This is a genomic window from Vibrio ostreicida, assembly GCF_013074385.2.
GTDB classification, from domain to species: domain Bacteria; phylum Pseudomonadota; class Gammaproteobacteria; order Enterobacterales; family Vibrionaceae; genus Vibrio; species Vibrio ostreicida.
Genome location: NZ_JABEYA020000002.1, coordinates 128899 through 155795, shown reverse-complemented (window position 1 = coordinate 155795; position 26897 = coordinate 128899). Strand labels below are relative to the sequence as shown.

The window sequence follows — 26897 nt, the reverse complement described above, 5'->3', positions numbered from 1 at the left end:
GACAACGACGCTCTGCGTTGAGAATACCTATTGTTCATCGAATGAACCCCCCTTACGTTTTGGAGCGCTACTTCAGTGTCCTTCTTACTTTGGGAACGATTCCGATTTTATGTCAAATGTTTCCTCTGATGCCCCTAACGCTTTAATCTGTTTGCAATCGCAGTTATAGTTAGCGGAATTACTTTCGTCATATCGCAGTGACTCGCATTGCTCTTTGGATAATCGGTAGTACCCTTGATGCTTTCGCAACAACTTCAGCATTGGTTTTCGAAAATAACGGCAAACAGCCCGTTCTTTTTCGCGATTTTAGATAGCCAGCATAATTATGTCATGGTCAACGGGCGCTATTGCGACATTGCTGGGCTTTCCACTCAAAACTTGATCGGTATGAATGACCCTCAAATCCTTGGTCAACACTTCTATCATCACCTTAGACCCTATTATGAGCGTGCATTTAAAGGGGAGTCTCTTGAAGCAGAGATCACGCTCAATGATATTGATCTTGAAACCAGCTTGCATTTCAGCCTCACACCGATTGAAATCAATGATGAAATTAAATACATCTCGTTTAGTGCTGTTGATACCTCAGAAAAACATATTCTTATCCATTCTCTAGAAGAATCTGAAGGAAAGTATTCCACACTGGCCTCGATATTACCTATCGGGCTGTTGATCATAGAGGATGACTGCATTATATCGGCTAACCCGGCGGCGGTTCGTTTACTCGGTTTTAATGAAAACCAAGACTTGCTCGGCGAAGCACTTTCTCGACTCTTTATTGATCAACAAACAAAGACTGTGTTCAGCCAAACGTTGAGTCAAGACCTGACCCAAGGCGCGCTGATCTGCTTGACCGGCCCACGTTGTGGTTTTGAACGCCGAGTTAAACTCCAAGCAGATGATACTTTAATCTTTGGTGCTCGTTCGCAGCTAGTCTTGATTCAAGACGCAGATGAAAGCTCTCAGCTTCCTCACCAGAAATCGTTAGAAGATATCCATATCGATTCACTCACTGGAATACACAGCCGCTTTGGTTTTACGAAACGACTGGAGCACTTCATCGAGAGTGACACCCCGCTCTTACTTCTCTATCTGGATATCGATAACTTTAAAAACATCAATGACTCTTTGGGTCATCATATTGGTGATAAAGTCATTAAGGAAGTCTCATCTCGATTGAAAAGGTTAATGCCATCACATGCGGTTGTAGGCCACCTAGGTGGCGATGAATTTGGCCTTATTCTACCAAACCCCGATAACAATCGTATGGCAGAGGTATTGGCAGAACGCATTATTTCTCTGATCAATCAACCTTTTGACCTCCAGCACTTTAGTAAACGTCTTTCCTGTTCTATTGGCAGTGTCATTTACCCCGATGATGGCAGCGATGCTCGCCTCTTGTTGCAAAATGCAGATACTGCAATGTATGAAGCCAAAGACAGAGGGCGTAATCGCCTGATCAAATTTAATGACCAAATGAATAAAGAAGCCAGAATGCGTCTGTGGCTTGAGATCGAGCTACAAAAAGCCCTGCAACAAAATGGCTTAGAAGTTTGGTATCAACCTAAAGTTAACGCTCGTGACTTCAGTATTAACGGTGCCGAAGCATTGATTCGCTGGAAACACCCTGTTGAAGGTTATATCAGTCCAAGTGCATTTATTCCAGTTGCCGAGCGAGCAGGGCTGATTGAGCATTTGGGCCGCGTTGTTATGCGTGAAGTCTTCAGCACTGTAAAACGCTGGAAACTGCAGGGAATTTTGCTAGGGCGTGTCGCTATTAATCTTTCGCCAGAGCAGTTTGGTAACCCGAAGCTTATCGACTATATGGAAAAACTGTTACGTGCAACAGAGTTGGACCCGAACTGTATAACGTTTGAGCTCACCGAAAGCGCCGTGATGAGTGATAGTGAGCATACCCTGCAAATGCTTAGAGCCATAAAAAAATTGGGCTTCGCGCTGTCTATTGACGATTTTGGGACAGGCTATTCGTCCCTATCCTATTTAGCTCGTTTTCCTATCGACGAATTGAAAATTGACCGCGCTTTCATTTCTGACATCGACACATTACCCAAACAAATCACTGTTATAGAAAATATTATTAATTTAGGGAAATCCCTTAACCTGACGGTCGTCGCCGAAGGGGTAGAAACCCAGCAACAAGCAACCTTGCTCTCTAACCTCAACTGTCACTCTATCCAAGGCTTTCATTTCTTCCGACCTCAACCAAAACAAGAAGTAGAAGAGTTATTCACCCAGCACAGACGCCATAAAAACTAACAGCGTATCGCACTGGCTAGCCTTTCCAACGCCCCCAAAGCAATATTTCAACATGCAAAGACAACATTGAGATTTCTAAATAGATCGCCTGTCTCTTATCTCTATCTCAGTCTTTAAACAAAGAGCGGGACATCGACAAGCTCAACGTGATCTCACCCCTTATTCCCTGATGTAAATTCGAAGCGAAAAAAACCCGATATCGTTATATCGGGTTTAAAGGGTGTCATCGAGCTAAGCGCATTGACGGATAATGTGCTCACTGCCCTTGTGGGCGCATCGCAGGGAACAAAATCACATCGCGGATGGTGTGAGTGTTTGTAAAGAGCATGACAAGCCTGTCGATACCAATACCCTGACCCGCAGTCGGCGGCAAACCGTGCTCTAGCGCGGTAATGTAATCAGCGTCATAGTACATCGCTTCATCATCACCCGCATCTTTAGCGTTAACTTGAGCTTTAAAACGCTCATCTTGGTCCTGAGCATCGTTGAGCTCAGAGAAACCGTTTGCGACTTCACGGCCACCAATAAAGAACTCGAAGCGGTCAGTGAAAAACGGATTGTCATCACTACGACGAGCCAATGGTGAAATATCAGCAGGGTAACCCGTAATAAAAGTTGGCTGAATTAGCTGAGGTTCAGCGGTTTCACCAAAAATTTCTTCAAGTAACTGCCCACATGTCCAAAACGTTTCAACGGAGACGTGAACAGATTTTGCAATCGCCACCATCTTATCTCTATCTTGCAGGTCTGATTCTGTTAAGGCTTGAATGTCCATATGTTCTGGATTGTAGTGTTTGATCGCTTCAAACATACTCATACGCGCATAAGTGCCGCCAAATTCAACCGTTTCACCACCATACGGCATTGACGTTGAACCAAGAACATCCAACGCAACGGTACTTAACATCTCTTCGGTCAGATCCATCAAATCTTTGTAATCAGAGTAGGCTTGGTAGAACTCCATCATAGTAAATTCAGGATTATGACGAGGAGAGAGTCCCTCATTTCGGAAGTTACGGTTAATCTCAAATACACGATCAAAACCACCCACAACGAGACGTTTCAGGTACAGCTCTGGGGCGACTCGTAAATACATATCAATATCGAGGGCATTATGATGAGTAATGAATGGACGAGCAGTCGCCCCCCCTGGAATAACATGCATCATCGGCGTTTCAACTTCTAGGTACCCTTTGGCACTCATAAAGTTACGAATCGACGCAACCAATTTGGAACGAATGATAAATGCTTGGCGAGAGTCTTCATTCACGATGAGATCAACATAACGCTGGCGATAGCGCATCTCTTGGTCAGTGAGACCATGGTATTTCTCTGGAAGTGGACGCAGCGCTTTGGTCAGCAACTCGTACGATTCCATATTCACATAAAGGTCACCTTTACCTGATTTATGAAGTGCACCTTTAACACCAATAATGTCGCCAATATCTAGACCTTGATACTTATCTTTTAACGCTTTTTGAATGTCTTTTGCTGCATAGGCTTGGATTCGGCCAGATGTTTCTTGGATCGCCAAGAATGGGCCTCGCTTTGCCATTACTCGACCAGCGATCGCGACAATATGATTGAGCGCTTCCAATTCCTCTTTGGTCTTATCACCAAATTCTGCCTGAAGGTCACCCGCAAGTGCATCACGGCGGAAATCATTTGGGTGACCATTGGCGTTGCAGTTTTGGCGGATATGATCTAACTTGCCGCGGCGCTCCGCAATCAGCTTGTTTTCTTCTAGATTTTCATTCTGAACAGCATCAGTCATTTTAGATGTACCCTGTTTCATTTAAATGTCGTTGAAAAGCTTACAGACCTGATTTCAGGCTAGCTTCAATAAATTTGTCGAGATCGCCATCAAGAACGGCTTGTGTGTTTCGATTTTCAATCCCAGTACGCAGATCTTTTATACGGGAATCATCCAGTACATAAGAACGTATCTGACTTCCCCAACCGATATCTGACTTTGCATCTTCATTAGCTTGCTTTTCAGCATTCTGCTTTTGAATTTCTAATTCAAATAGCTTTGCACGCAACTGTTTCATCGCCTGATCTTTGTTTTTATGCTGAGAACGATCATTCTGACATTGAACCACAGTATTGGTTGGCACATGAGTAATACGCACCGCCGATTCAGTCGTGTTAACGTGCTGACCACCCGCCCCTGAGGCGCGATAAACATCAATTCGCAAATCTGATGGATTAATATCGATTTGAATGTTGTCATCGATCTCTGGGTAGATGAACGCAGAAGCAAAAGAAGTATGACGACGACCACTAGAATCAAAAGGCGATTTTCGAACCAAGCGGTGTACACCCGTCTCAGTACGAAGCCAGCCGTAGGCGTACTCGCCACTCAGCTTCACTGTCGCACCTTTCAGGCCTGCGACTTCCCCTTCAGAAACCTCGATAACCTCGGTCTTGAAACCTTTGGCTTCGGCCCAACGAAGATACATACGAAGTAGCATTGAAGTCCAATCTTGAGCTTCTGTACCACCTGAACCTGATTGAAGATCGATATAGCAATCAGAGCTGTCGTGATCGCCCGAAAACATTCGGCGAAACTCAAGCTTTTCTAATTTTGCCTCAAGTTCAGCCAATTCTGGTTCAACTTCGTCAAATGTCTCTTGATCGTTTTCTTCTACAGCCAGTTCGAGCAGACCATCAACATCTTCTACCCCTTGCTCGAGAAGGTCAATCGTCTCCACCACCGCTTCTAGTGATGCACGTTCTTTGCCCAATGATTGAGCACGCTCTGGCTCGTTCCAAACGTCAGGCTGTTCTAATTCTGCATTGACTTCTTCGAGACGCTCTTGCTTCACATCGTAGTCAAAGGTACCCCCTCAGGACTTGAGTGCGTTCAGACACGTCCTTAAGGCGGTTTTTAATAGGATTGATTTCAAACATGTTTGCTCAATATTTATGGGTAGAATTTAACCAAGGAATTGTACTGAAAAGTCATTCGAAGATACAGATTTTTTTGATGCTGTAATGGGGCCGGAATTAAACGAAAATCCCCTGTTAACGCGGACGTAACAGGGGGCCTTGACTGATAGTTAATAAGAGTTGGAAGGCTTGGCTTTTAACGTCAGTTTTGCTTGTGATTTTCCAAGCAGAAACATAACGATAATTGCAGCGACTGTCGGCAATAGCCAACCCATTCCAATATCAAACAGCGGTAACGAGTTCAGTGCCGATACATCAATACCCGCTACTTTAACCGCATCAACAAGCGCAAACAACAACGCGACTGGAATGACCACACAGTAGGCTTGTTTAGGGTTGAAAAATTGACCACGCAAGAAGGTGAGTGCAACCAAAGCAATCGCAACAGGGTACAAGGCAAATAGAACCGGCACTGAAAAGGCAATCAACTGGGTTAGACCCACATTGGCAACAACAGCACACGCCACCCCGTTAATAATGACCCACGTTTTGTAAGATATCTTGGTCAATGAACCAAAATAATCAGAACACGCTGAAATGAGGCCAATTGCGGTCGTCAAACACGCAAGAAGAACAATAACAGACAAGACAACCTGACCATATGGACCAAATAAGGATTGAACATACAAACTCAGAATAACCCCACCATTGTCAGCCCCACTGGCAACAGCTGAACTCGTCGCCCCTAGATAGAACAGGGAGATATACACAAAGGCAAGCCCCGCCGCTGCGATACAAGCAGCGCTGATCAAATACTTGGCTGTTGCTTTTTTCTCCGTGATCCCTTTTTGGCGAAGTGCATCCACAATCAAAACACCAAACATCAAGGAACCGAACGTATCCATGGTGTTATAACCTTCAAGAAAACCTTTCTGTAAAGGATGAGTGAGATACTCGCCTTGCGCGGCAATAAACTCACCTTGAGGATCAAGAAAAACGGCCGTAGCCAACACCATCAAACCGATAAAGAGCACTGGGGTCAATACTTTGCCAATAACGTCAATGAGCTTGCCCTGAGACCAAGCAAAAAACATCGCTACCGCGAAGAACAAAATCGAAAACACGGTCAGATAGGATTGCTGTGCATCGATAAAGAAGGGCTTAACCGCCATTTCGTATGCCACTAAACCGGTACGAGGGGCAGCAAACGCAGGTCCGATAATAATAAATATCAGTACCGCCATAAGCGTAGCCGCAAATTTAGGCAGATCTTTAGTTAGATCCTGCCAAGAACCGCCAGCCACCGCAATGGCGACGATGGTCATCAGAGGAAGGCCAACTGCCGTCACAAGAAAACCCGTCATGGCTGGCAATAGGCTCTCACCTGCTAATTGACCAGCCAGAGGCGGGAAAATAATGTTACCAGCACCTAAAAAGAAAGCGAAAAGCATAAAGCCTAACGCGATAATATCTGTTAATTTTAAAGTCTGATTCACAAGAGACCCTTTAATTATTGTTTGAGTGATGTTGTGCGCGTTGAGCAGTCCAATAGGCTACCCAATCGATAAATTTGGAGGCGAATGATGACGAAACGCTATCCAATTCGCAAGCCCAAGCTAAAAAACACCATATAAATTTATAATTTCACCTAAATAAGAGATTTTGCAACTACCAAATTGAAAAAGTGCAGTTTATTATCTCGAAAAAAAACAAAAGAAATGCAATTTTAACAGAACAAAATTTCATGTATTTGCCCAGTAACGAACTTAATCTCTCAATAGCATTTAGCAAGTAGCATAAAATGGAAAAAGACGAGCAAAGAACTAAAGATTTTACATTCAAGCAGTTTACTATTTATGGCGGCTATTCAGGGATGCCCGTTAGTACGGATGGCGTTCTTCTCGGGGCCTGGCACCAAAGTAATCACGCTCAACATATACTGGATATTGGAACTGGTACTGGCCTGTTGTCTTTGATGTGTGCCCAGCGCTATCAGGATTGCATGGTCGACGCTATCGACATTGACGAGCAGGCTTTACAAGCTGCGCAACGTAATTTTTTGGCCTCACCGTGGAAAGAGAGATTAAGCGTCCTCGCTGGCGATGTACTGACTTTCCCTTTTGAGAAAAGCTACGGGGCTATTATCTGCAACCCTCCTTATTTCACGAGTGGAAAACATGCCAACACACCTCAAAGAGCGACGGCAAGACACAGTGATAGTCTTCCTCATGAACCGCTGCTGAGGCGGTGTTATGACCTGCTCAATCAGGGAGGCACCGCAAGTTTTATACTGCCAGTTATGGAAGGGCAAGCATTTATACAGGCAGCCCAGCGTCTAACTTGGTACCTTGACGTCATCTGTGAGATACAACCTACGCCAGAAAAAAAGGCGAACCGTCTTCTCATTCAAATCAGTAAAACGGCAAAAGCCACTCAGTACCAATCTCTTATCATTCGCACACATCAGGGTTACACGAACGAGTTTATCGATCTGACCAAACACTTTTATTTAAAGATGTAGCAATTAAGGTGTGATCCTTGTCACCGAACACTCTATAATGACCGTCCTTAAACTTTACCTTCTCGCTGAACAGCTTGTGGAGACAACAGAGTGATCAAAAATTTTGCTGAATTAGAGCTAGACTCAAATCTGCTCGTGGCCATTGAAGAAATGGGATACACACGCCCTACCCAAATTCAAGCCGACGCAATTCCACAAGCTTTAGATGGACGCGATATCTTGGCATCGGCACCAACTGGAACAGGAAAAACCGCTGCGTTTGTCCTACCTGCTCTGCAATATTTGCAAGATTTTCCACGTAAAAAGCCCGGCCCTGCTCGCATCCTGATCTTAACGCCAACTCGTGAATTGGCCATGCAAGTCGCTGATCAGGCACGTGAACTGGCAAAAAATACCAAATTGAACATTGTCACTATCACTGGCGGTGTTCAATACCAAGAACACGCTGATATTCTCGCTCAGACTCAAGATATTGTTGTCGCCACGCCAGGACGCCTAATGGAATATATTGAAGCCGAACGCTTTGATTGCCGTGCGATTGAGTGGCTAGTACTCGATGAAGCTGATCGAATGTTAGATATGGGTTTTGGTCCAACGGTTGATCGCCTCTCTTCTGAATGCCGCTGGCGTAAGCAAACGTTGCTGTTTTCAGCCACATTAGAAGGGAAAGGCGTAGAAGGCTTTACTGCCGACCTGTTAAAGAACCCCGCAGAGATTGACGCAGAGCCATCACGCCGAGAGCGTAAAAAGATTGCTCAATGGTATCATCGAGCCGATGATATGAACCATAAACTCGAACTGCTCAAGAAAATTCTCAATGATCAAGCGGAGAGAAGTATTGTCTTTCTTAAAACGCGGGATCGTTTAGCCGAATTACGCGGAGAGCTTGAAAAGGCCAATATCCAATGTGCCTGGATTCAAGGAGAAATGCCTCAAGATCGTCGTAACAACGCGATTGCCCGTTTCCGAGACGGAAGTGTCAATGTCCTTCTTGCAACCGATGTAGCAGCGCGAGGCATCGACCTGCCAGACGTTAGCCATGTCATCAATTATGACTTACCTCGTAGCGCGGACGTGTACCTCCATCGTATCGGCCGGACTGCTCGCGCGGGCAAAAAAGGTAACGCGGTTTCTCTTGTCGAGGCTCATGATCAGACGATGATGGATAGAGTAGCGCGTTATGTGAAAGAAGAAATAAAAGAACGTTTTATTAAAGAACTTCGACCAAAACACAAGAAACCGACTTTTAAGAAAAAGAAGAAAGACGACAAAACTAAGCTTCTGGCTAAGAACAAAAAGAAAGCCGGAAAGAAAAAAAACTAGTCTGAAAAAAGGGGTTGACGTTAAACGTCACCCCCTTTTTTAAACATGGATGGCTCTCTGAGCTTTTCTTACAGAACACGTCTCAAGAAAGCGATTTCAAAAGCAATACTACTGATGGAACACTAAAAACGTTAGTGTTCACGCGTCGCTCGAAACTCAACATCAGCAAAACGTTCTTTGGCTAAATTTAGGTTAACCATCGTCGGCGCAACATAAGTGAGGTTATCACCACCATCCAAAGCGAGATTGGCCTGATTTTTCCGTTGGAACTCCTCAAGCTTCTTACCATCTTTGCAATCCACCCAACGGGCTGTTGCTACATTGACACTCTCGTAGATAGCTTCAACATTATATTCTGCTTTAAGACGTGCAACGACAACATCAAACTGTAGGACACCGACGGCCCCAACGATAAGGTCGTTATTCTGCAACGGTCGAAACACCTGAACGGCGCCTTCCTCAGACAGCTGAACCAAACCTTTTAATAATTGCTTTTGCTTCAATGGATCTCGAAGACGAATTCGTCGAAACAGCTCCGGCGCAAAATTCGGGATACCTGAGAATTTTAGCCCTTCGCCTTGAGTGAACGTATCACCAATCTGAATTGTTCCATGATTATGGAGACCAATAATATCACCGGCGTATGCTTTCTCAGCGCGCGCACGATCTCCGGCCATAAAGGTGACCGCATCGGAAATACTGACTGTTTTACCCATACGAACATGATTCATTTTCATGCCCTGAGAGTAAGTACCCGAGACAATGCGCATAAAGGCAATACGATCGCGATGTTTCGGGTCCATATTCGCCTGAATTTTAAAAACAAACCCAGAGAACTTTTCTTCGGTTGATTCGACAGAGCGTTCATTGGCTTGGCGAGTTTGTGGCTCTGGTGCCCACTTTGTTAATCCATCCAACATATGGTCAACGCCGAAATTACCTAAAGCAGTACCAAAGTAAACGGGAGTCAATTGACCCGCTAGAAACAACTCATGATCAAACTCAGGGCAAGCGCCTATAACAAGTTCGATTTCCTCGCGCACACTGTGCGCTAAATCGGCACCAACGGCTTGATCCAAATCTGGGTTATCTAATCCTTTAATGACCCTGACATCTTGAATTTCATGCCCATGGCCAGATTCATACAAAATGGTTTCATCTCGATGGATGTGATAAACGCCTTTAAACTCTTTCCCACAACCGATCGGCCATGAAATTGGCGCGCAGGCCATTCCAAGTTCGGTTTCCACCTCATCGAGTACTTCCATAGGATCACGAACATCACGGTCTAGTTTGTTCATAAATGTCACGATTGGTGTATCACGTAAACGAGTCACCTCCATCAATTTACGCGTTCGGTCTTCAACCCCTTTGGCAGCATCGATCACCATCAAGCACGAATCGACTGCGGTCAATGTTCGATACGTATCTTCCGAGAAATCTTCGTGACCGGGAGTGTCAAGCAAGTTAACCAGACAGTTATTATAAGGAAACTGCATCACAGAAGTCGTCACGGAAATACCACGTTCTTTTTCCATTTCCATCCAGTCTGATTTCGCGTGTTGCGATGACCCTCGACCTTTAACCGTTCCAGCGGTCTGAATCGCACGTCCGAAAAGTAACACTTTTTCTGTAATGGTTGTTTTACCCGCATCCGGGTGGGAAATAATAGCGAAAGTTCTCCGCTTGGAAACCTCGCCTATAAATGCTGTGTTTGACATCAAAAAGATCTTCTTCAGTTCAAGACGCCAGATAGGATCAACTCAAGATGTGACTCATAGACTGGCAGGGGGATTAAGTTATTCCACGCATTGTCCCTTATATTGCTCTTTGGGGCAACTAAGCGACCTAAATGTCCAATAAATCGCGCCCAAATTACTTACAAATTAAAATATCAATAAATTTAGGCTATAACTAAGAGAGTAGAGGGGAACAAAGACTATTATGCCTGCGAGCAAGAAGATAAACTCATTAGCCTTTAGACAAGCGAAAACCGTGTTTCTAGTGTCTGTGATACTAGGACTGATTTTTAGCTTCTATCAAATTTTGGTGGATCTTCATCAGGAACAAAAACGGATCGAAGAACACTACCAATTTAAGTTGCTGCAAAACTATTCTAATGCTAGTCAGGCAGCCTATCACCTGAATCAGCTATTGGCTCAGCAGGTTGCCTCCAGTCTAATGATGGATGGCGCTATCTACGACGTTTCAATCGTCGATGATTTTGGAGACACCTTAACAGAGCGTCAACGAAACATCTCTCTGGAGAACACATTTACCGAAGCACTTTCACGCTATCTCACACCGACAACACCAGTGTACAAAACAGAATTACACCAGCCCAATTCGCATGTCGTCGTTGGAACACTGAGTTTTTCCGTTAACGGCGCAAACATTGCCAAGGAATTCATTTCTAAGACCAGTCAAATATTGCTGTTCGATCTTTTGCGAAATGTCTTGTTGACGACCATTCTGTTGTTGTTTTTCTATAAAAAATTGTCCAAACCACTGGTTACCTTGATTGACTGGGTTCGTTCTCTTCAAGATAAAAGAACCGAAGCGCCACTACCGAATTTGAATCGGGACGACGAATTGGGCCAACTTGCAAAAACATTCCACAGTTTGTGGAAAGATCGGCAGGCAGCGGAAGCTCAGCTTAACCAATTGGCCTATTTCGATTCGTTAACAGGACTGGCCAACCGCAGCTTGCTGTTACAAATGTTGGAAGAGACTATAGAACAGGCCGTTACCAATAAATCAACTGGCGTTCTGTTCTATCTAGATTTAGATCGCTTTAAAACCATCAATGATTCTCTTGGTCACACGATTGGGGATCACTTAATTAAAGCGATTGCACAGCGGATCGAAGCTTGGTTGAACGAAGAATACACTGCCGCACGTATTGGGGGAGATGAACTCGCTATTTTAATCCCATCAATGAGTACTGAGGAAGCCCATGAGACAGCGCAGCAGTTGCTCGCCTTAATCTCAAATCCGTATTCTATTGACGATCACTTGCTCTATTGCACAACCAGTGTCGGAATCTCGATTTTTCCTTCGGTAAGTTGCACCAATATTGATGTGCTTCGTCAGGCTGATACCGCGCTTTATCGAGCCAAGGTTGCGGGTCGAAACAAATACATGTTTTACGAGCCCGAAATGCAGGCTCAGGTAGAATCGTTCCTTGAAATAGAAAAGGGACTTCATGAAGCATTGAGCAAAGGTCAACTCGAGCTTTACTATCAGCCTCAAGTCAGTGATAACCAACAAATTGTTGGTGTGGAAGCGCTTATTCGCTGGAACCACCCTGAGAAAGGGCTACTCCCTCCGGGAGTATTTATGCCGATCGCTGAAGAAACTGGTCAAATTTTGCAGATCGGGAACTGGATTATAGAACAAGCCTGCTATCAGTATTCACGCTGGTGTAAACAAGGTATTCTTCCAGATACCTTCCGCCGTCTCGCGATCAACATAAGCCCGCTCCAATTTTCTCAAAACAGTTTTGTTGAGCATATCTGTGAGGTGCTTGCTCAGGCAGAGATCAGCGGGGAGCATATCGAACTAGAAATAACAGAGAATCTATTGTTGGAAAATGTGGAAGGGGCTATCCAGAAAATGAGTGACCTTAAACTGCACCAGCTGAAAATTTCGATAGACGACTTTGGTACTGGCTACTCATCGCTCCGATACTTGAAGCACCTCGCTGTTGACGTGCTGAAAATTGATCGCTCGTTTGTCACACAACTGCATCTGGATGAAAGTGACCAAGCCATTGTCGACACCATTATCATGACCGCGAAAAGGCTTAATTTGGAAGTCATTGCCGAAGGTGTTGAGGACGTCCACGAATTAAATACTCTCAAAAAACTGGGATGCGATCAATTTCAAGGCTATTTATTTGATAAGCCTCTTCCCGCGGCGGAGCTCGACGAACGATTTGAGAAGAATTTCTACCCAATTGAAGGGTCTCTCACCTCTTTGAAGGCGATTCAAAAGTAGCGTTCAGAAAAAGAACTGACTCATTATAATCGCGTCCTCTTTACCTGTAGAGGTCGGATAATAGTTTCTCCGTCGGTCGACTTCATTAAATCCAGCTGATTCATAGATTGAACAAGCCGTCACATTGCTTTGACGAACTTCAAGCCAAGCACTCTCTGCTTTCAAATCAACACACATCTCAAGGAAAACGGCCAACAAGACTTTACCGTAACCTTTGCCTTGATACTCAGGGTCGATGGCTATATTGAGGAGAGTAACCTCACCAACAACGTGCTGCGCATAATAGTACCCAATGACTCGCCCTTGTTTGAGCAAGACGCGGTGGCAAGCCCCTCGACTGTCGACATTGACTAACAATGAATCTGACCAAGGGTGAGTGTGTGCAACCTTTTCTATCCGACAGATATCAGAAAGGTGTTTAGTATCGAGTGGGCATATTTCTACATTCATAATGTTTACTGATAAGAGCAAATTTGCTGCCACAAAAACTTTTTGTGTTGATGATTACCCTCTATCGAGTTCAAATCGGTAGACTGAAGCACTTTCCCCATTACACGGGGATCATGCTCACACCCAGCAAACCAGACCCACTCTTGATGTTGGTCACCAAGTTGATAAATTTGTTCAGGGTAAAGGTGCCTTGACTGGTTAATGGATAAATCCAAACTTTTCAAGACACGTTCAAAAAACTGAGCGCTGCGATCTTGCGGCAATGAAGGAGCAACAACCAGCAATCGGCAATCATCAGGTAAATGAATATTTGACGATTGATAGCCTTGCAATCTCTCAGGGTGATGCAAAACGTACATTTGGATACCCATTTCTTGTAAATACAACGGGTCGTCTTGATTCATAACCTTACTCTTCATATTAACAATGCTACGCCAATCCTAGCACAGTGCAGCCGAGCATTGATAGCTAGCGAAATGCTCACTTTTAGCAAGCGATTCTCTTTCCTACAAAAGAAAAAATCGCACCATCAAGATTTAAAAACTCGCTCTGACGGCTTGTGCAATTGTCCCAGCTGAGATTTTGACCAACTCGGCATCTTCACCCTCTACCATGACTCTTATCAGAGGTTCAGTACCGGATTTTCGTAACAATACCCGTCCTTTCTCACCTAACTCAGCTTCAACGGCAGCCACAGCATCCGTTACCGCCTTTGCTTCCATAGGATTTGATTCACCAGAAAAACGTACATTTTCAAGTACCTGAGGATAGAGCGTCATCCCTTGAGAGAGTTCGTACAATGACAAATTACTGCTGACAACTGAAGCCAATACCTGAAGAGCAGCAACAATCGCGTCACCCGTTGTGACCTTGTCTAATAAAATCACATGTCCTGAGTTTTCCGCGCCAATTCTCCAACCTTTCTTCAGCAATTGCTCCATAACATAACGATCACCCACGGCAGCACGCACAAAAGGAATACCAAGCTGTTTCAGACCATTTTCCATTCCTAAATTGGTCATTAACGTGCCAACAACCCCACCCTTTAGCTCACCTCTGCGCATTGCATCACGCGCGATCATGTACGCGATTTGGTCACCATCTATCTTGTTGCCGAGATGATCGACCATCATTATCCGATCGCCATCTCCATCAAAAGCAAGGCCTAATGCGGCTTGTTCCTCTAAAACGCGCTTTTGTAATGCCCGTACATCCGTCGCTCCCACCTCATGGTTGATGTTGGTCCCGTTCGGTTCAACACCCATGGCTATCACATCAGCACCAAGTTCACTGAAAACGGCTGGTGCAATCTGATAGGTTGCACCATGCGCACAATCAACCACAACCTTCATTCCTGACAAGCTCAGGGTTGACGGAAAGGTACTTTTACAAAACTCAATATAACGCCCTGCAGCATCATTAAGTCGGGTGGCTTTGCCAAGCAAGGGTGACTCAACACATTCAATGTCTTTGTCCAATTCCGCTTCAATGGCCAATTCCACTTCATCAGCCAGCTTAGTGCCCTCCGAAGAGAAAAATTTGATGCCATTATCATAATATGGGTTGTGGGACGCAGAGATGACGATTCCTGCCTCGGCACGAAACGTTTGCGTCAAATATGCCACCGCTGGGGTCGGCATAGGACCGGTGAACGTCGCTTGTAAGCCAGCAGCAGCGAGGCCGGCTTCCAATGCCGATTCAAGCATATAGCCGGAAATACGGGTATCTTTGCCGATGATCACTTTTTTGGTGCCCTGCTTCGCCAGAACTCGACCAGCAGCCCAACCCAGTTTCAGCACAAAGTCCGGTGTTATCGGATACTGACCCACTTTGCCACGTACCCCATCAGTACCAAAATAACGTCTCTTATTAGACATATTTATTCCTTATTTCTCTTGCTCTCAACCGTGTTGTTTTACCATTGAGATAATCTTCATTGCATCAATCGTCTGTTCAAAGTCATGCACACGGATGATGTGTGCTCCTTTCATGGCCGCGACAGTGGCACAACTGACACTCGCCGCCATACATTCTTCAGGCGTTTTCTCAAGAGGCTTAAATAACATTGATTTACGCGACATTCCCGCTAAAACGGGCAATCCGAGCTGATGAAAATCTTCAAGGTGGGCAAGCATAAAATAGTTGTGTTCAAGGGTTTTCCCGAACCCAAAACCGGGATCTAAGATAAGCTGCTGCTTGTCGATACCCTTAGCTTCACACGCAGAAACTCGCTCAACAAGAAAAGCCTTCACTTCCTCAAGTAAATCGTCGTAATGTGGGTTCGCTTGCATTGACCTTGGCTGACCCTGCATGTGCATCAAACAAACAGGCAGACCAGACTCTGCAACAACGTCAATCGTATCAGGTTCCTGTAAGGCCCTAACATCATTAATCATGTCAGCACCAGCAGCAATCGCCTGACGCATGACTTCTGCCTTACTCGTATCAACAGAAATCCACACATCAAATCTCTCTCGAATGGCCTTTATCACCGGAATGACTCGACTGAGTTCGTCTTCTAAGGAGACATCGGGAGCACCTGGCCGTGTCGATTCTCCACCAACATCAATGATTCCTACGCCAGCTTCGATCATGAGTTCTACTTGACGCATCGCTTTATCAATCGAATTAAACCGACCACCGTCTGAGAAGGAATCAGGTGTAACATTCAGAATTGCCATCACCTGAGGAGAAGACAAATTCAAGGTTTTATTATTTGCAGTAATGATCATAAGAATATACAAAAACCCCGAGTTTCCTCGGGGTTTGTTCTATTGGAAAGGATTACTCTGAATCTTTCTTTTCAGAGGTAAGCTCTTGGCTGGATTCAGCCGGTGCAGATGAGTCATCTTCCACTGGCTTCGCTGTTTTTTCTTCAGCTTTGCTTTGCGACTTTGCTTGAGGTTTGTTGTCAGTATCTCCCCAACCCGCAGGGTCACGAATCTCTGACTTACGCTCCATCAAATCATCAATTTGACCGGCATCAATGGTTTCATATTTCATCAACGCATCTTTCATCGCATGCATGATATCCATGTTATCTTCAAGGATCTGCTTAGCGCGAGCGTAGTTGCGGTCAATAATGCCTCTGACTTCCGTATCAATCAGTCTCGCAGTTTCATCAGACATATGCTTAGTTTGGGTCACGCTGCGTCCGAGGAAGACTTCGCCTTCATCTTCAGCATAGAGTAGTGGTCCCAACTTGTCAGAGAATCCCCACTGAGTCACCATTTTACGCGCAATGTCCGTTGCCCTTTCAATATCGTTCGATGCACCGGTAGAAACGTTATCGGCACCGTAGATAATTTCTTCCGCCAAGCGTCCACCGTAAAGGCTTGAGACCATAGACTCTAAGTGCAATCTAGACATGCTAACACGGTCTTGTTCTGGAAGGTACATAGTGACCCCCAAAGCACGTCCACGTGGAATGATAGACACCTTGTAGACTGGATCATGTTCTGGAACTAATCGGCCGACGATAGCGTGCCCAGCTTCGTGGTACGCAGTCGATTCCTTAGTTTCTTCAGACATCACCATCGAGCGGCGCTCCGCACCCATCATGATCTTATCTTTAGCCAATTCAAACTCGACCATAGAGACGAGCTGCTTGTTGCCACGTGCTGCAAACAGAGCAGCCTCGTTCACTAAGTTGGCAAGATCAGCACCCGAGAAACCTGGTGTTCCTCGTGCAATCAATGAAGGCTCGACATCGTCTGCGGTCGGAACTTTACGCATGTGAACTTTCAGGATTTGCTCTCGACCTCGTACATCAGGCAGACCCACAACGACTTGACGATCAAAACGACCAGGGCGCAGTAGGGCAGGGTCAAGTACATCTGGACGGTTGGTCGCGGCAATGACAATAATGCCTTCATTGCCTTCAAAACCATCCATTTCGACCAGCATTTGGTTCAATGTTTGCTCTCGTTCATCGTGCCCACCGCCGACTCCGGCACCACGTTGGCGACCGACTGCATCGATCTCATCGATAAAGATGATACATGGCGCTGCTTTCTTGGCTTGCTCAAACATATCCCGTACGCGAGAAGCACCAACACCAACAAACATTTCAACAAAGTCTGAGCCTGAAATCGTAAAGAACGGAACTTTGGCTTCACCTGCAATCGCTTTTGCTAACAGGGTTTTACCCGTACCCGGAGGACCGACCATCAATACGCCCGTGGGGATTTTACCACCGAGCTTCTGAAACCGGCTAGGGTCACGTAAATAATCCACCAGCTCTTTTACATCTTCCTTGGCTTCATCACAACCCGCGACATCACCAAACGTCGTTTTGATTTGCTCTTCGCTCATCATACGAGCTTTGCTCTTGCCGAAAGACATGGCCCCTTTTCCACCACCACCTTGCATTTGGCGCATGAAGAAGATCCATACCCCAATCAGCAAAATCATAGGGAACCACGAAATAAAGATAGTACCCAGTAAGCTTGCTTCTTCTGGTGGGGTACCCTGCACTTTCACATTTTGTTTAATCAGGTCATCCAGCAACTTCTGGTCGTATACTGGCATGTAAGTCACAAAACGTGCTCCATTGCCACGACGCACAAAGGTAATTTCTTCGCCTTTGAACGTTGCTTCCTGAATCTGGCCTTGGCCAACTTCCTGTACAAAAGACGTGTAGTCAACTGCTCTGCCGTTATTGTCCCCAGGACCAAAGCTCTGGAAAACCGACATCAAAACCACAGCGATTACAAGCCACAGAATTAAATTTTTTGCCATGTCACTCAAGGTGTCAGCCTCGCGATAACTAATTGTAATTGAAGGTAGGGTACTACAGTTTGTTACCTGTAGCTACGGTGTTAACATCTGCGCTTTCGAACAAATAGTTAACCTTTGTAACCAGTGGCTACAATATACACTTCTCGGGAACGCGCCCTCGAAGAATCGGGTTTACGTATTTTCACGGTCTTAAACATCTCACGAACGTCTTTGACGTACTGCTCGAAGCCTTCGCCCTGAAATACTTTTACAACAAAACTACCATTGGGCGCCAGAACTTGTCGACACATATCTAAAGCTAGCTCAACAAGATACAAAGCACGAGGCTGATCAACAGACAAATTGCCCGCCATATTCGGCGCCATATCCGACATCACAACATCCACCATCTCTGGTTGAATTCTCTCGAGTAGCGCTTCAAGGACAGAATCTTCTCGAAAATCCCCCTGAAGGAATGACACACCAGCGATCGCATCCATGGGTAGCAGGTCACACGCAATGATTTGTCCCTGCTCACCAATTATTTTAGCAGCATATTGAGACCATCCCCCTGGTGCAGCGCCCAAATCAACGACTGTCATACCAGCTTTTAGTAGTTTATCTTTCGTTTGGATCTCTTCCATTTTAAAATAAGCACGAGAGCGGTAGCCTTTTTTTCTTGCTTCATTCGCGTACTTATCATCAAAATGTTCTTTCAACCAACGACCAGAACTGGCTGAATGTTTTTGTTTGCTCATTCGATTCCTAACTAATGGAGGGGATCTCTAGCCCAATAAATTATAGTCTTCAGGGTTAGATGGCGTTAAAATGGTATTTTTCAACCCTTACATTAAACAAAATTGGCCGCGTAATGAATCTAAGCACCAAACAAAAGCAGCATCTAAAAGGCCTAGCCCACAGTCTAAAACCTGTTGTGCTAATGGGCGCAAATGGGCTCACTGAAGCGGTTCTTGCGGAAATAGACCTTGCGCTTAACCACCATGAGCTGGTTAAAATTAAAGTCGCTTCTGAAGACCGTGAAACTAAAAACCTGATTGTTGAAGCCATAGTGCGTGAAACAAACGCAGAAAAGGTACAGGTTATCGGCAAAACACTCGTCCTGTATCGCCAGACCGAAGAACGTAAAATCGAGTTACCTCGCAAATAACACCGTTCCCTATTTTCTGTAATACAAAAAGGTCGCTATCGCGACCTTTTTGCTTATCATTCAGGCTCTAAATATACTGAACGCTATCAATTTCAAAATCTCGATCTCCACCAGGGGTTGAGATGACCACTTCATCACCTTCCATTTTACCAATCAACCCTCGTGCTATCGGTGAGCTGACAGAAATACGACCAGATTTGATATTGGCTTCGTCATCACCCACGATCTGATAGGTTTTTTCTTCTTCCGTATCACAATCAATCAAGCTAACAGTTGCACCAAAGATCACCTTACCTGAATTTTCCATACTGGTCACATCAATAACCTGCGCCATAGAAAGCTTGTATTCAATATCACGAATCTGAGCTTCACAAATACCCTGCTCCTCGCGCGCAGCATGATATTCAGCATTCTCTTTCAGATCACCCAGTTCACGAGCTTCAGCAATCGCTTCCGAAATTTGCGGACGAAGCTTAAGTAATCGTTCTAATTCTTCGCGTAGCCTTTGTTCGCCGCGCACTGTCATTGGGACTTTTTCCATTATTTACCTCATTGCCAAAGCCGTCTTTGGACAAAAAAAACCCTCCCAGTCCAATTGGATTGGGTTACGGGATCATTGAACAATATCTTCTAGTGTAAACAAACTTAACGACTAAATCATCTCAATTCAATATCTGGATGACTTACGCAGCATTCTCCCTTCTTCTCATAATTGAAATTATCTCAATTGGCGTTTTCATCAGGCCGTTAAAGTAAAAAAATATAAATAATAAAAATGTAATTAAACGGCGCAATTGTCGAAAAAATTATTAAAAAACAAATTCTTGATTATTTTTTACCAGAAATAAAACACCGTTCACAACGAGGATTTATATTGTTTTACTAACTCATTGAGGAACTTTGGCGGTAAAACATTCTTCACCAAATACTCTCCGGCTGTTGATGTACGCGCCATTGATTGGCAGCGCTGACAAACGCCAGAGACGAAACAAAGAGAAAAAAGCCAATCACAGCGTACTTCTCTAAAAAATGTATTCATGGACAGTAAATTAGGACTTATAAGATGAACAAAACTCTGATCGCTTTAGCAGTTTCAGCTGCTGCACTAGCCACTGCCACTAACGCCGCAGAACTTTACAATCAGGACGGAAATTCTATCGAAATGGGCGGCCGCGCCGAAGCCCGTCTATCACTCAAAGATGGTAAAGCTGATGACAAATCGCGTGTACGTCTAAACTTCCTTGGCACTGCACAAATCAATGACAATCTTTACGGTGTCGGTTTCTACGAAGGCGAATTTACCACAAACGAGCAAGGCGCATCTCAAGCAGACGCCAACGAAGGCAATGATAGCCTAACTAGCCGTTATCTTTACGGTGGTATTGGTGGTGCATTCGGTGAGGTAACTTACGGTAAGAATGAAGGTGCGTTGGGCGTTTTGACTGACTTTACCGATATCATGGCTTACCACGGTAACTCTGCCGCAGATAAGATCGCTGTCGCGGATCGCTCAGACAACATGATTAGCTACAGTGGTCAATTTTCTGACCTTGGTTTAAAAGCCAGCTACCGCTTCGCTGACCGTACTGAAGATGTTGCCACAGATCAGTTTTCTGACAACGGCCAAGATGGTTACTCACTTTCTGCTATCTACGCTATCGGTGAAACAGGCGTTAAGCTAGGTGCAGGTTATGCGACTCAGGATGAAGCAAACGAGTACATGGGGACGGCATCATACTCAATCAATGACTTATACTTTGCTGGTATCTATACAGATGGCGAGAAACAGCTTTCTAACTCTAAGAGCACTGTAGATTATACTGGTTACGAATTAGCGGCGGCCTACACAATGGGTCAAACTGTGCTTTCTACAACCTACAACAGCGCCGAAACAAACAAAGAGACCTCTGCTGACAACGTTGCTCTTGATGCCACTTATTACTTCAAACCAAACTTCCGTGGTTATGTTTCTTACAACATCAACCTTATCAGTGAAGGGGATAAAGTTGGCTCTGTTGCAACAACAACGAGCAACGCAACTAAGATCCAATCTGAAGATGAGATCGCTATGGGTCTACGCTACGACTTCTAAGTTTGTCGCTTAGCCAAGCAAATCTCAGCGCCCGCTTATAGCGGGCGTTTTTTTTACTCGCTATACTGCTGTTTTGTAATCTACCCACATGGCGCTTTCTATGCAGCTACTCAACGTGTTCCTGATTGTTTTCCTTTTTTTATCTCCAATTAAGGCGTTTGCTTATGCCCCTCTCAGTGAATTGCCCCATGGGAGCAGAGCAACGTTGCTTGTTGAATCTCTTGTCGAAAACGATACGCTGCTCGATACATCCAATAGTCAGCAATATTTCCCACCTGCCAGCACATTGAAGCTAGTCACCGCGCTGGCGGCAAAGTTAGAGCTTGGGGATAACTTTTATTTTGAAACAACATTGGAAAAAGCCGACGATGACCTTGCTTTACGCTTTTCGGGCGATCCGACCTTAAAAACCAAAAATTTAAAGCAATTATTTGCGGTTGCTAAAAGAAATGGGTTGAGAGAAATACGTGGGGACATCTGGCTAGATAACCGAGCATTTACAGGCTACAACCGTGGCATTGGTTGGCCTTGGGACATACTCGGCGTTTGCTACAGTGCCCCCGCTGCGGCAATATCTTTGGATAGAAATTGTGTTCAAGCCTCCATCTACACACAAGATGACGGCCGCACCAGAGTCTACGTACCTGAACACTATCCTGTTTATGTAACAACGCAGGCAAAAAGTGTCACCACAGAGCAAAAGACCAGTACACAATGTGATTTGGAACTGATCTCCTCCCCAGATAACCACTATCAGTTAAATGGCTGTTTAGTGAAGCGAGATAAACCTCTGCCGCTGAAGTTTGCCGTTCAAGATCCTGAACTCTACACACAACGCATGTTACACAATATCTTAAAGGAGCTGAATATAACATTTAACGGTAGCGTTAGAATCGGTTCGCTACAGCGGCACAATACGACCTTACTCGCGACCCACCGTTCCCCTCCTTTAGTCAAATTACTCGAGACCATGCTCAAACGGTCGGACAACTTGATCGCCGACAATGTCACGAAAACATTAGGGGCAAAATTTTATATTCAACCCGGTAGTTTCAGCAATGGTACCAAAGCAATAAAGCAAATTATTTTTGCTCATACGGGCGTTAATTTGGACGCCGCGCCTCTGGCCGATGGTTCCGGCTTATCACGTAATAACCGCTTAACCAGTCAGTCAATGGCTCAGATCCTACGCTATATCTGGGCCAATGATGATACTCTCAATCTCATTGCGATGATGCCCGTATCTGGAGAATCAGGGACACTAAAATATCGCCGGAGTATGCGCCAACAACCTATAAAAGGGGCTTTTATTGCGAAAAGTGGCTCCGTCTATGGGAGCTATAATATGGCTGGATTTGGTTTAGACTCGAGTGGTAAACCCGCAACCTTGTTTGTACAATACGTCGCGGACTACCTGCCCCCCAAACCCAAGCCCGATCAAAAACCGACGGAAGCGCCAATCACTAAGTTTGAAACCCTCTTCTATCAGGATATAGTGAAGCTAAGTCACTCAATCCCTAAAAATTTGTTCACTACAGTGAAATAAATCCATATTCCTGAAATATCAACGAGGGAAGCCAACACGGGACTCACTAAAACGGCAGGGTCCAGATTCAATGCTCTCGCTATGATGGGGAGCAAACCTCCCAACGTGGTCGACATCGTCACTTGTATAAACAAGGCAACCGCAATGGCGAGTGCTATGGTTTGAAGATCAAACCCTCCTGTGGAAGCATCACCACTAAATAACATCACTCTGATGACCATCACTGTTGCGATAGCGGATGCAAGGCAGACAGCAATACGACTCTCTTTCCAAAAAACCGCTAACCACTGACGCTTTTTTAGTGATCCTGTTGCTAAGGCACGAATCACAAGCGTCGCTGACTGTGATCCAGTATTACCGCCTGCCGCTGCAATAACTGGCATATAAACAGCCAACAACATTAGTTGACTTAAAGTGTCTTCATACTGGTTGATAATCAACCCGGATACAATACCGAGTAATGCCAAGGCAATAATCCAACCAATCCTCTGTTTAACGTGGCCCCAGACCGACGTACTGAGATAATTATTTGATGTTTCAACTTCCGAATGAATAAAGCCTAAATGATGGGCATAGTGGCGTGCCCGCTTATCAGAACCGTCATTGTCCAACTCCATAAGGAGATGCTGAACGAAACCAATTGAGCAGTCGCGCAGTATTGCAACCGCTTCTTCAATCGGCATTACTGAAAGTAAAAAAATTTGCTGCTTTTGTTCGTATTGCAAGAAAGCCTTGCGAGCGGCGCTAATTTCTTGATTAGAAAAGTGCGAAATAGTTTCGTTATGTGTTTTGCTCATTACCGTCATGGCGAATCTCCCGATTGGCAGTGGTAACGACCATCAAGTTGCAAGCGATAACGTGTTTGAAAACACGATGAATGTCACTAACAACAGAACTCTAGAAGACGAGGAGAAAAATTCGAGAAAACCTAAAGGGGGGATAACTCTACCCAAGGGTAGAGACGAACAACGCCAATACCAAACGGGCTACCTTTCTCCTTTGATACTAGGAGGATGGTCGATATTGTTCATAAATAACTCCAAAAAAACTGTCAGTTTGACAGCGCGGGAATGCTAACAGAACCTGCTCACGAGCCACGTCAGGTTTCTGCAAAATTTTATCAAGTTTTGCTCAAAAAACTCAGGCGAGGGTCAACAAATAATATCAATAACTTGCGACCTAGCGAGGGTAGAGAATTTCTCTTCAAAAAATTAAAGTCCGATATTAGACCTCTAATACCGGACTTTAAAACCGTTCGCCAAAAGTTATTTGACCTTTATTGAATGGATAATTCGATCACTTGATAGTTAAGCGAGCAAACTTACGTTTACCCACCTGAAAAACAAACGTTCCGACCGCTGGCGTATGCTTTGCATCAGCCACTTTTTCACCGTCAATCTTAGCGGCGCCTTGTTTAACCATTCGCATCGCTTCTGACGTCGATGAGCATAGCCCTGCTTCTTTAAGAAGATTACTTACCGGCAGCCCTTCTTCAAAATCAAATTCTGGCATGTCATCTGGTATTTGGTTTTTAGCAAAGCGATTAACAAATTCTTGCTCTGCTGCATCCGCATCCGCTGCGCTGTGAAAACGTGTAATAATTTCTTTTGCTAGCAGAACTTTAATATCACGAGGATTGTGCCCCTCGTCGATGCGAGTCTTAAACTGCTCAATCTCTTGTAAAGGACGGAAAGACAGCAGCTCGTAATAGCTCCACATCAACTGATCGGAAATAGACATGATCTTGCCGAACATCTCGCTTGGTGCTTCACTGATGCCGATGTAATTATTCGCCGACTTAGACATTTTCTTTTCGCCGTCAAGACCAACAAGAAGTGGCATCATCAAAACAGATTGAGGTTTCTGGCCATTTGATTTTTGCAGTTCACGTCCCATAAGCAGATTGAATTTCTGGTCCGTCCCGCCTAGCTCAACGTCTGTTTTCATCGCAACAGAGTCCCAGCCTTGTAGAAGAGGATACATAAATTCATGAATAGCGATCGGTTGGCCGCCGGTATAGCGTTTCTTAAAATCATCTCGTTCAAGCATACGCGCGACCGTTTGATTCGCAGCCAGACGAATCATGCCTTCAGCACCTAACTCCGATAACCACTCAGAGTTAAACTGAATCTTGGTTTTAGCGGGGTCCAAAATTTTGAACACTTGCTCTTTGTACGTTTCCGCATTTCGAAGCACATCCTCACGACTCAGCGGCGGACGCGTCGAGTTCTTTCCGGTAGGATCACCGACCATCGCGGTAAAATCACCAATAAGAAACGTGACTTCATGACCCAGTTCCTGAAACTGACGCAGTTTGTTAAAAATCACCGTATGGCCAAGGTGAATATCCGGTGCAGTGGGATCGGCACCCAATTTGATGCGCAGAGGTCGCCCTTCTTTGAGCTTTTCAATCAGCTCTTCTTCTGGAATTAGCTCTTCAACGCCGCGTTTAATTTCGGCCAGTGCCGCTTCAATGCTCGCCATTCTTGTTCACTCCCACAGATTTGGCAAAAATTTGATAATTTCCCATCTTACTTGAATAGCGATGATTTTTGAAACCAGTTAGACTAAACAGCTTGCTATTTTTAATGATTTTGCAGAACGAACTATACGATGTTGTCTATTTTTTCTCGGCTTCCCCGAATACACCAAGCTTGTATCGCTTTATTCGGCGCGCTGATCCTCATTGCGCTCCTTTTACCATCGCCTCAAACTATGAGGCCCGATGATGCCTTGTATAAAATCGGGGAGTACTACCCTGTTGATATCAAGCGCGACGCTTTGATGTCATCAAGCACGGTACCAAATTCAGCGCTAGTGAGCTGGCAGAACCACACCATAGGTTCTGGTGACACTATGGCCTTGCTTTTTCAACGAGCTGGACTGTCTTCACAATTGCTTTATCAACTGACCACCACCAATAAAGATATCAACACACAACTGACTCGAGTTCGTCCAGGAGATTCATTTCAATTTGGGTTTGACCCCGATAACCAATTGGTCGAAATAAAGCGTCCCTTAAGCCCATATGAAACGTTCCATATCAGACGAACCGACAACGGATTTACTTCTACACTGAGCAAAAAAGACGTTCACTATCAATACAACTACGCCAATGCAGATATTACCTCCAATTTTTGGAATGCAGGGGTCAGCGCTGGCCTAACCGCAAATCAAATAATGGAACTGGCGGGCATCTTTGGTTGGGATATTGACTTCGCACTCGATATTCGTAAAGGCGACCACTTTGAAATTTTATATCAAGAGAGAATCGTAGAAGGGGAAGTGGTCGGCAGAGGTAAAATTATCGCTGCAATTTTCTCCAATCAGGGCGATACCTTTAAAGCGATTCTAGACGATAACACGGGTAACTATTACGATGAAAAAGGCCGAGCAATGAAAAAAGCTTTCTTACGGTCGCCCCTTGATTTTCGTCGTGTATCATCCAATTTCAACCCGCGTCGTAGGCACCCTGTGACAGGAAAAGTTCGTGCGCACCGAGGGACTGACTACGCCGCTCCGGTTGGCACCCCAATTTGGGCCGCAGGCGATGGGATCGTTCAGAAATCAAGCTATAACCAATTTAATGGCAACTACGTCTTTATTAGACATAGCAATACTTATATTACCAAATACCTTCACCTGACAAAGCGCTCAGTGAAAACAGGGCAGCGGGTCAAACAGGGCCAAACGATCGGTACGTTAGGCGGAACCGGGAGGGTTACCGGACCTCATCTACATTACGAGTTTCTGGTCAATGGCACCCATAAGAACCCCAGAACAGTAAAATTGCCTCAATCCAAATCTTTGACAGGCAAAGCCAAACGCACCTTTATTGCAAATACAAAGCTAAGACTTGAAAAACTCGAACGCTATGGGCAGTTGCTTGCTACCCATTAATGCAAACGCC

The 26897-nt window shown here is 44.9% G+C and carries 21 protein-coding genes; 8 read left to right on the top strand and 13 right to left on the bottom strand.

The genetic code is table 11. The features are described 5' to 3' along the window. Positions 1–237: 237 nt before the first annotated feature. On the top strand, positions 238–2277 hold the full coding sequence (locus tag HLM86_RS04405; RefSeq protein ID WP_076586254.1) for a putative bifunctional diguanylate cyclase/phosphodiesterase: 2040 nt from the start codon (positions 238–240) through the stop codon (positions 2275–2277). Between the two features lie 256 nt (positions 2278–2533). Here the strand turns inward: HLM86_RS04405 and lysS are convergent, their stop codons facing one another. The 3 genes from lysS to brnQ all read right to left on the bottom strand — a co-directional run bounded on the left by lysS (position 2534) and on the right by brnQ (position 6665). Then, on the bottom strand, positions 2534–4051 hold the full coding sequence (gene lysS / locus HLM86_RS04400; RefSeq protein WP_076586772.1) for a lysine--tRNA ligase: 1518 nt from the start codon (positions 4049–4051) through the stop codon (positions 2534–2536). A 40-nt stretch (positions 4052–4091) separates the two neighbouring features. Continuing rightward, positions 4092–5190 (bottom strand): peptide chain release factor 2 gene (gene prfB / locus HLM86_RS04395; protein WP_143678120.1). Its coding sequence is split into 2 segments (ribosomal slippage): positions 4092–5114 and positions 5116–5190, totalling 1098 coding nucleotides; the frame shifts between segments, so codons are not numbered across the junction. Positions 5191–5339: 149 nt separating this feature from the next. Next, positions 5340–6665, bottom strand: coding sequence for a branched-chain amino acid transport system II carrier protein (gene brnQ / locus HLM86_RS04390; protein ID WP_170882301.1), 1326 nt, complete (start codon positions 6663–6665; stop codon positions 5340–5342). A gap of 305 nt (positions 6666–6970) precedes the next feature. On the opposite strand from brnQ, the gene HLM86_RS04385 reads away from it, so the two are divergent. Further along, the gene (locus HLM86_RS04385) at positions 6971–7690 is read left to right on the top strand and encodes a tRNA1(Val) (adenine(37)-N6)-methyltransferase (RefSeq protein ID WP_170882300.1); all 720 of its coding nucleotides are present in this window, start codon (positions 6971–6973) and stop codon (positions 7688–7690) included. A 90-nt stretch (positions 7691–7780) separates the two neighbouring features. Further along, positions 7781–9013, top strand: a complete 1233-nt coding sequence (gene srmB, locus HLM86_RS04380; RefSeq protein WP_170882299.1) for an ATP-dependent RNA helicase SrmB — start codon at positions 7781–7783, stop codon at positions 9011–9013. Positions 9014–9144: 131 nt separating this feature from the next. On the opposite strand, the gene prfC is transcribed toward srmB, so the two are convergent. Beyond that, positions 9145–10734 carry a peptide chain release factor 3 gene (gene prfC, locus HLM86_RS04375; protein ID WP_170882298.1) on the bottom strand — a complete coding sequence of 530 codons (1590 nt, stop codon included), beginning with the start codon at positions 10732–10734 and terminating at the stop codon, positions 9145–9147. Between the two features lie 223 nt (positions 10735–10957). Here prfC and HLM86_RS04370 point away from each other — a divergent pair, with 223 nt between their 5' ends. Next, positions 10958–13012, top strand: coding sequence for a putative bifunctional diguanylate cyclase/phosphodiesterase (locus HLM86_RS04370; protein ID WP_076586243.1), 2055 nt, complete (start codon positions 10958–10960; stop codon positions 13010–13012). A 3-nt stretch (positions 13013–13015) separates the two neighbouring features. Here the strand turns inward: HLM86_RS04370 and rimI are convergent, their stop codons facing one another. From rimI to rlmE, 6 genes are all read right to left on the bottom strand, one after another. Then, the gene (gene rimI, locus HLM86_RS04365) at positions 13016–13462 is read right to left on the bottom strand and encodes a ribosomal protein S18-alanine N-acetyltransferase (RefSeq protein ID WP_170882297.1); all 447 of its coding nucleotides are present in this window, start codon (positions 13460–13462) and stop codon (positions 13016–13018) included. 5 nt (positions 13463–13467) lie between these two features. Then, a complete protein-coding gene (locus tag HLM86_RS04360; RefSeq protein ID WP_076586239.1) occupies positions 13468–13866 on the bottom strand; it encodes a DNA polymerase III subunit psi in 399 nt (132 codons plus the stop codon). A gap of 132 nt (positions 13867–13998) precedes the next feature. Further along, a complete protein-coding gene (gene glmM / locus HLM86_RS04355) occupies positions 13999–15339 on the bottom strand; it encodes a phosphoglucosamine mutase (protein ID WP_170882296.1) in 1341 nt (446 codons plus the stop codon). Positions 15340–15363: 24 nt separating this feature from the next. Next, positions 15364–16194, bottom strand: coding sequence for a dihydropteroate synthase (folP, locus tag HLM86_RS04350; protein WP_076586235.1), 831 nt, complete (start codon positions 16192–16194; stop codon positions 15364–15366). Positions 16195–16246: 52 nt separating this feature from the next. Then, positions 16247–18202: an ATP-dependent zinc metalloprotease FtsH gene (gene ftsH, locus HLM86_RS04345; protein WP_076586233.1), complete on the bottom strand. Its 1956-nt coding sequence runs from the start codon at positions 18200–18202 to the stop codon at positions 16247–16249. 107 nt (positions 18203–18309) lie between these two features. Further along, the gene (rlmE, locus tag HLM86_RS04340) at positions 18310–18939 is read right to left on the bottom strand and encodes a 23S rRNA (uridine(2552)-2'-O)-methyltransferase RlmE (protein WP_076586231.1); all 630 of its coding nucleotides are present in this window, start codon (positions 18937–18939) and stop codon (positions 18310–18312) included. 113 nt (positions 18940–19052) lie between these two features. On the opposite strand from rlmE, the gene yhbY reads away from it, so the two are divergent. Beyond that, positions 19053–19349, top strand: coding sequence for a ribosome assembly RNA-binding protein YhbY (gene yhbY / locus HLM86_RS04335; protein ID WP_076586229.1), 297 nt, complete (start codon positions 19053–19055; stop codon positions 19347–19349). Between the two features lie 67 nt (positions 19350–19416). Here the strand turns inward: yhbY and greA are convergent, their stop codons facing one another. Continuing rightward, positions 19417–19890 (bottom strand): transcription elongation factor GreA, encoded by a 474-nt coding sequence (gene greA, locus HLM86_RS04330; RefSeq protein WP_076586227.1) that lies wholly within the window; start codon positions 19888–19890, stop codon positions 19417–19419. A 522-nt stretch (positions 19891–20412) separates the two neighbouring features. On the opposite strand from greA, the gene HLM86_RS04325 reads away from it, so the two are divergent. Both HLM86_RS04325 and dacB read left to right on the top strand, forming a co-directional pair. Then, positions 20413–21441 carry a porin gene (locus tag HLM86_RS04325; protein WP_170882295.1) on the top strand — a complete coding sequence of 343 codons (1029 nt, stop codon included), beginning with the start codon at positions 20413–20415 and terminating at the stop codon, positions 21439–21441. A gap of 100 nt (positions 21442–21541) precedes the next feature. Beyond that, positions 21542–22987: a serine-type D-Ala-D-Ala carboxypeptidase gene (gene dacB / locus HLM86_RS04320; RefSeq protein ID WP_076586223.1), complete on the top strand. Its 1446-nt coding sequence runs from the start codon at positions 21542–21544 to the stop codon at positions 22985–22987. Here the strand turns inward: dacB and HLM86_RS04315 are convergent. Next, a complete protein-coding gene (locus HLM86_RS04315; protein WP_076586221.1) occupies positions 22948–23793 on the bottom strand; it encodes a magnesium transporter in 846 nt (281 codons plus the stop codon). The two genes, dacB and HLM86_RS04315, sit on opposite strands and share 40 nt — an antisense overlap. Positions 23794–24283: 490 nt before the next feature. Further along, positions 24284–25471 carry a tyrosine--tRNA ligase gene (gene tyrS, locus HLM86_RS04310; RefSeq protein ID WP_076586215.1) on the bottom strand — a complete coding sequence of 396 codons (1188 nt, stop codon included), beginning with the start codon at positions 25469–25471 and terminating at the stop codon, positions 24284–24286. Between the two features lie 129 nt (positions 25472–25600). Here tyrS and shyC point away from each other — a divergent pair, with 129 nt between their 5' ends. Beyond that, positions 25601–26887 carry a peptidoglycan DD-endopeptidase ShyC gene (gene shyC / locus HLM86_RS04305; protein ID WP_170882294.1) on the top strand — a complete coding sequence of 429 codons (1287 nt, stop codon included), beginning with the start codon at positions 25601–25603 and terminating at the stop codon, positions 26885–26887. The last annotated feature ends 10 nt before the right edge of the window (positions 26888–26897 follow it).

What these genes read in the sequence shown, in the direction of transcription:
- HLM86_RS04405 (WP_076586254.1), top strand. Translation starts at nt 238, where the DNA reads ATGCTTTCGCAACAACTTCAGCATTGGTTTTCGAAAATAACGGCAAAC.
- lysS (WP_076586772.1), bottom strand. Translation starts at nt 4,051, where the DNA reads ATGACTGATGCTGTTCAGAATGAAAATCTAGAAGAAAACAAGCTGATT.
- HLM86_RS04385 (WP_170882300.1), top strand. Translation starts at nt 6,971, where the DNA reads ATGGAAAAAGACGAGCAAAGAACTAAAGATTTTACATTCAAGCAGTTT.
- prfC (WP_170882298.1), bottom strand. Translation starts at nt 10,734, where the DNA reads ATGTCAAACACAGCATTTATAGGCGAGGTTTCCAAGCGGAGAACTTTC.
- HLM86_RS04370 (WP_076586243.1), top strand. Translation starts at nt 10,958, where the DNA reads ATGCCTGCGAGCAAGAAGATAAACTCATTAGCCTTTAGACAAGCGAAA.
- rimI (WP_170882297.1), bottom strand. Translation starts at nt 13,462, where the DNA reads ATGAATGTAGAAATATGCCCACTCGATACTAAACACCTTTCTGATATC.
- HLM86_RS04360 (WP_076586239.1), bottom strand. Translation starts at nt 13,866, where the DNA reads ATGAATCAAGACGACCCGTTGTATTTACAAGAAATGGGTATCCAAATG.
- glmM (WP_170882296.1), bottom strand. Translation starts at nt 15,339, where the DNA reads ATGTCTAATAAGAGACGTTATTTTGGTACTGATGGGGTACGTGGCAAA.
- folP (WP_076586235.1), bottom strand. Translation starts at nt 16,194, where the DNA reads ATGATCATTACTGCAAATAATAAAACCTTGAATTTGTCTTCTCCTCAG.
- ftsH (WP_076586233.1), bottom strand. Translation starts at nt 18,202, where the DNA reads ATGGCAAAAAATTTAATTCTGTGGCTTGTAATCGCTGTGGTTTTGATG.
- rlmE (WP_076586231.1), bottom strand. Translation starts at nt 18,939, where the DNA reads ATGAGCAAACAAAAACATTCAGCCAGTTCTGGTCGTTGGTTGAAAGAA.
- yhbY (WP_076586229.1), top strand. Translation starts at nt 19,053, where the DNA reads ATGAATCTAAGCACCAAACAAAAGCAGCATCTAAAAGGCCTAGCCCAC.
- greA (WP_076586227.1), bottom strand. Translation starts at nt 19,890, where the DNA reads ATGGAAAAAGTCCCAATGACAGTGCGCGGCGAACAAAGGCTACGCGAA.
- HLM86_RS04325 (WP_170882295.1), top strand. Translation starts at nt 20,413, where the DNA reads ATGAACAAAACTCTGATCGCTTTAGCAGTTTCAGCTGCTGCACTAGCC.
- dacB (WP_076586223.1), top strand. Translation starts at nt 21,542, where the DNA reads ATGCAGCTACTCAACGTGTTCCTGATTGTTTTCCTTTTTTTATCTCCA.
- HLM86_RS04315 (WP_076586221.1), bottom strand. Translation starts at nt 23,793, where the DNA reads ATGACGGTAATGAGCAAAACACATAACGAAACTATTTCGCACTTTTCT.
- tyrS (WP_076586215.1), bottom strand. Translation starts at nt 25,471, where the DNA reads ATGGCGAGCATTGAAGCGGCACTGGCCGAAATTAAACGCGGCGTTGAA.
- shyC (WP_170882294.1), top strand. Translation starts at nt 25,601, where the DNA reads ATGTTGTCTATTTTTTCTCGGCTTCCCCGAATACACCAAGCTTGTATC.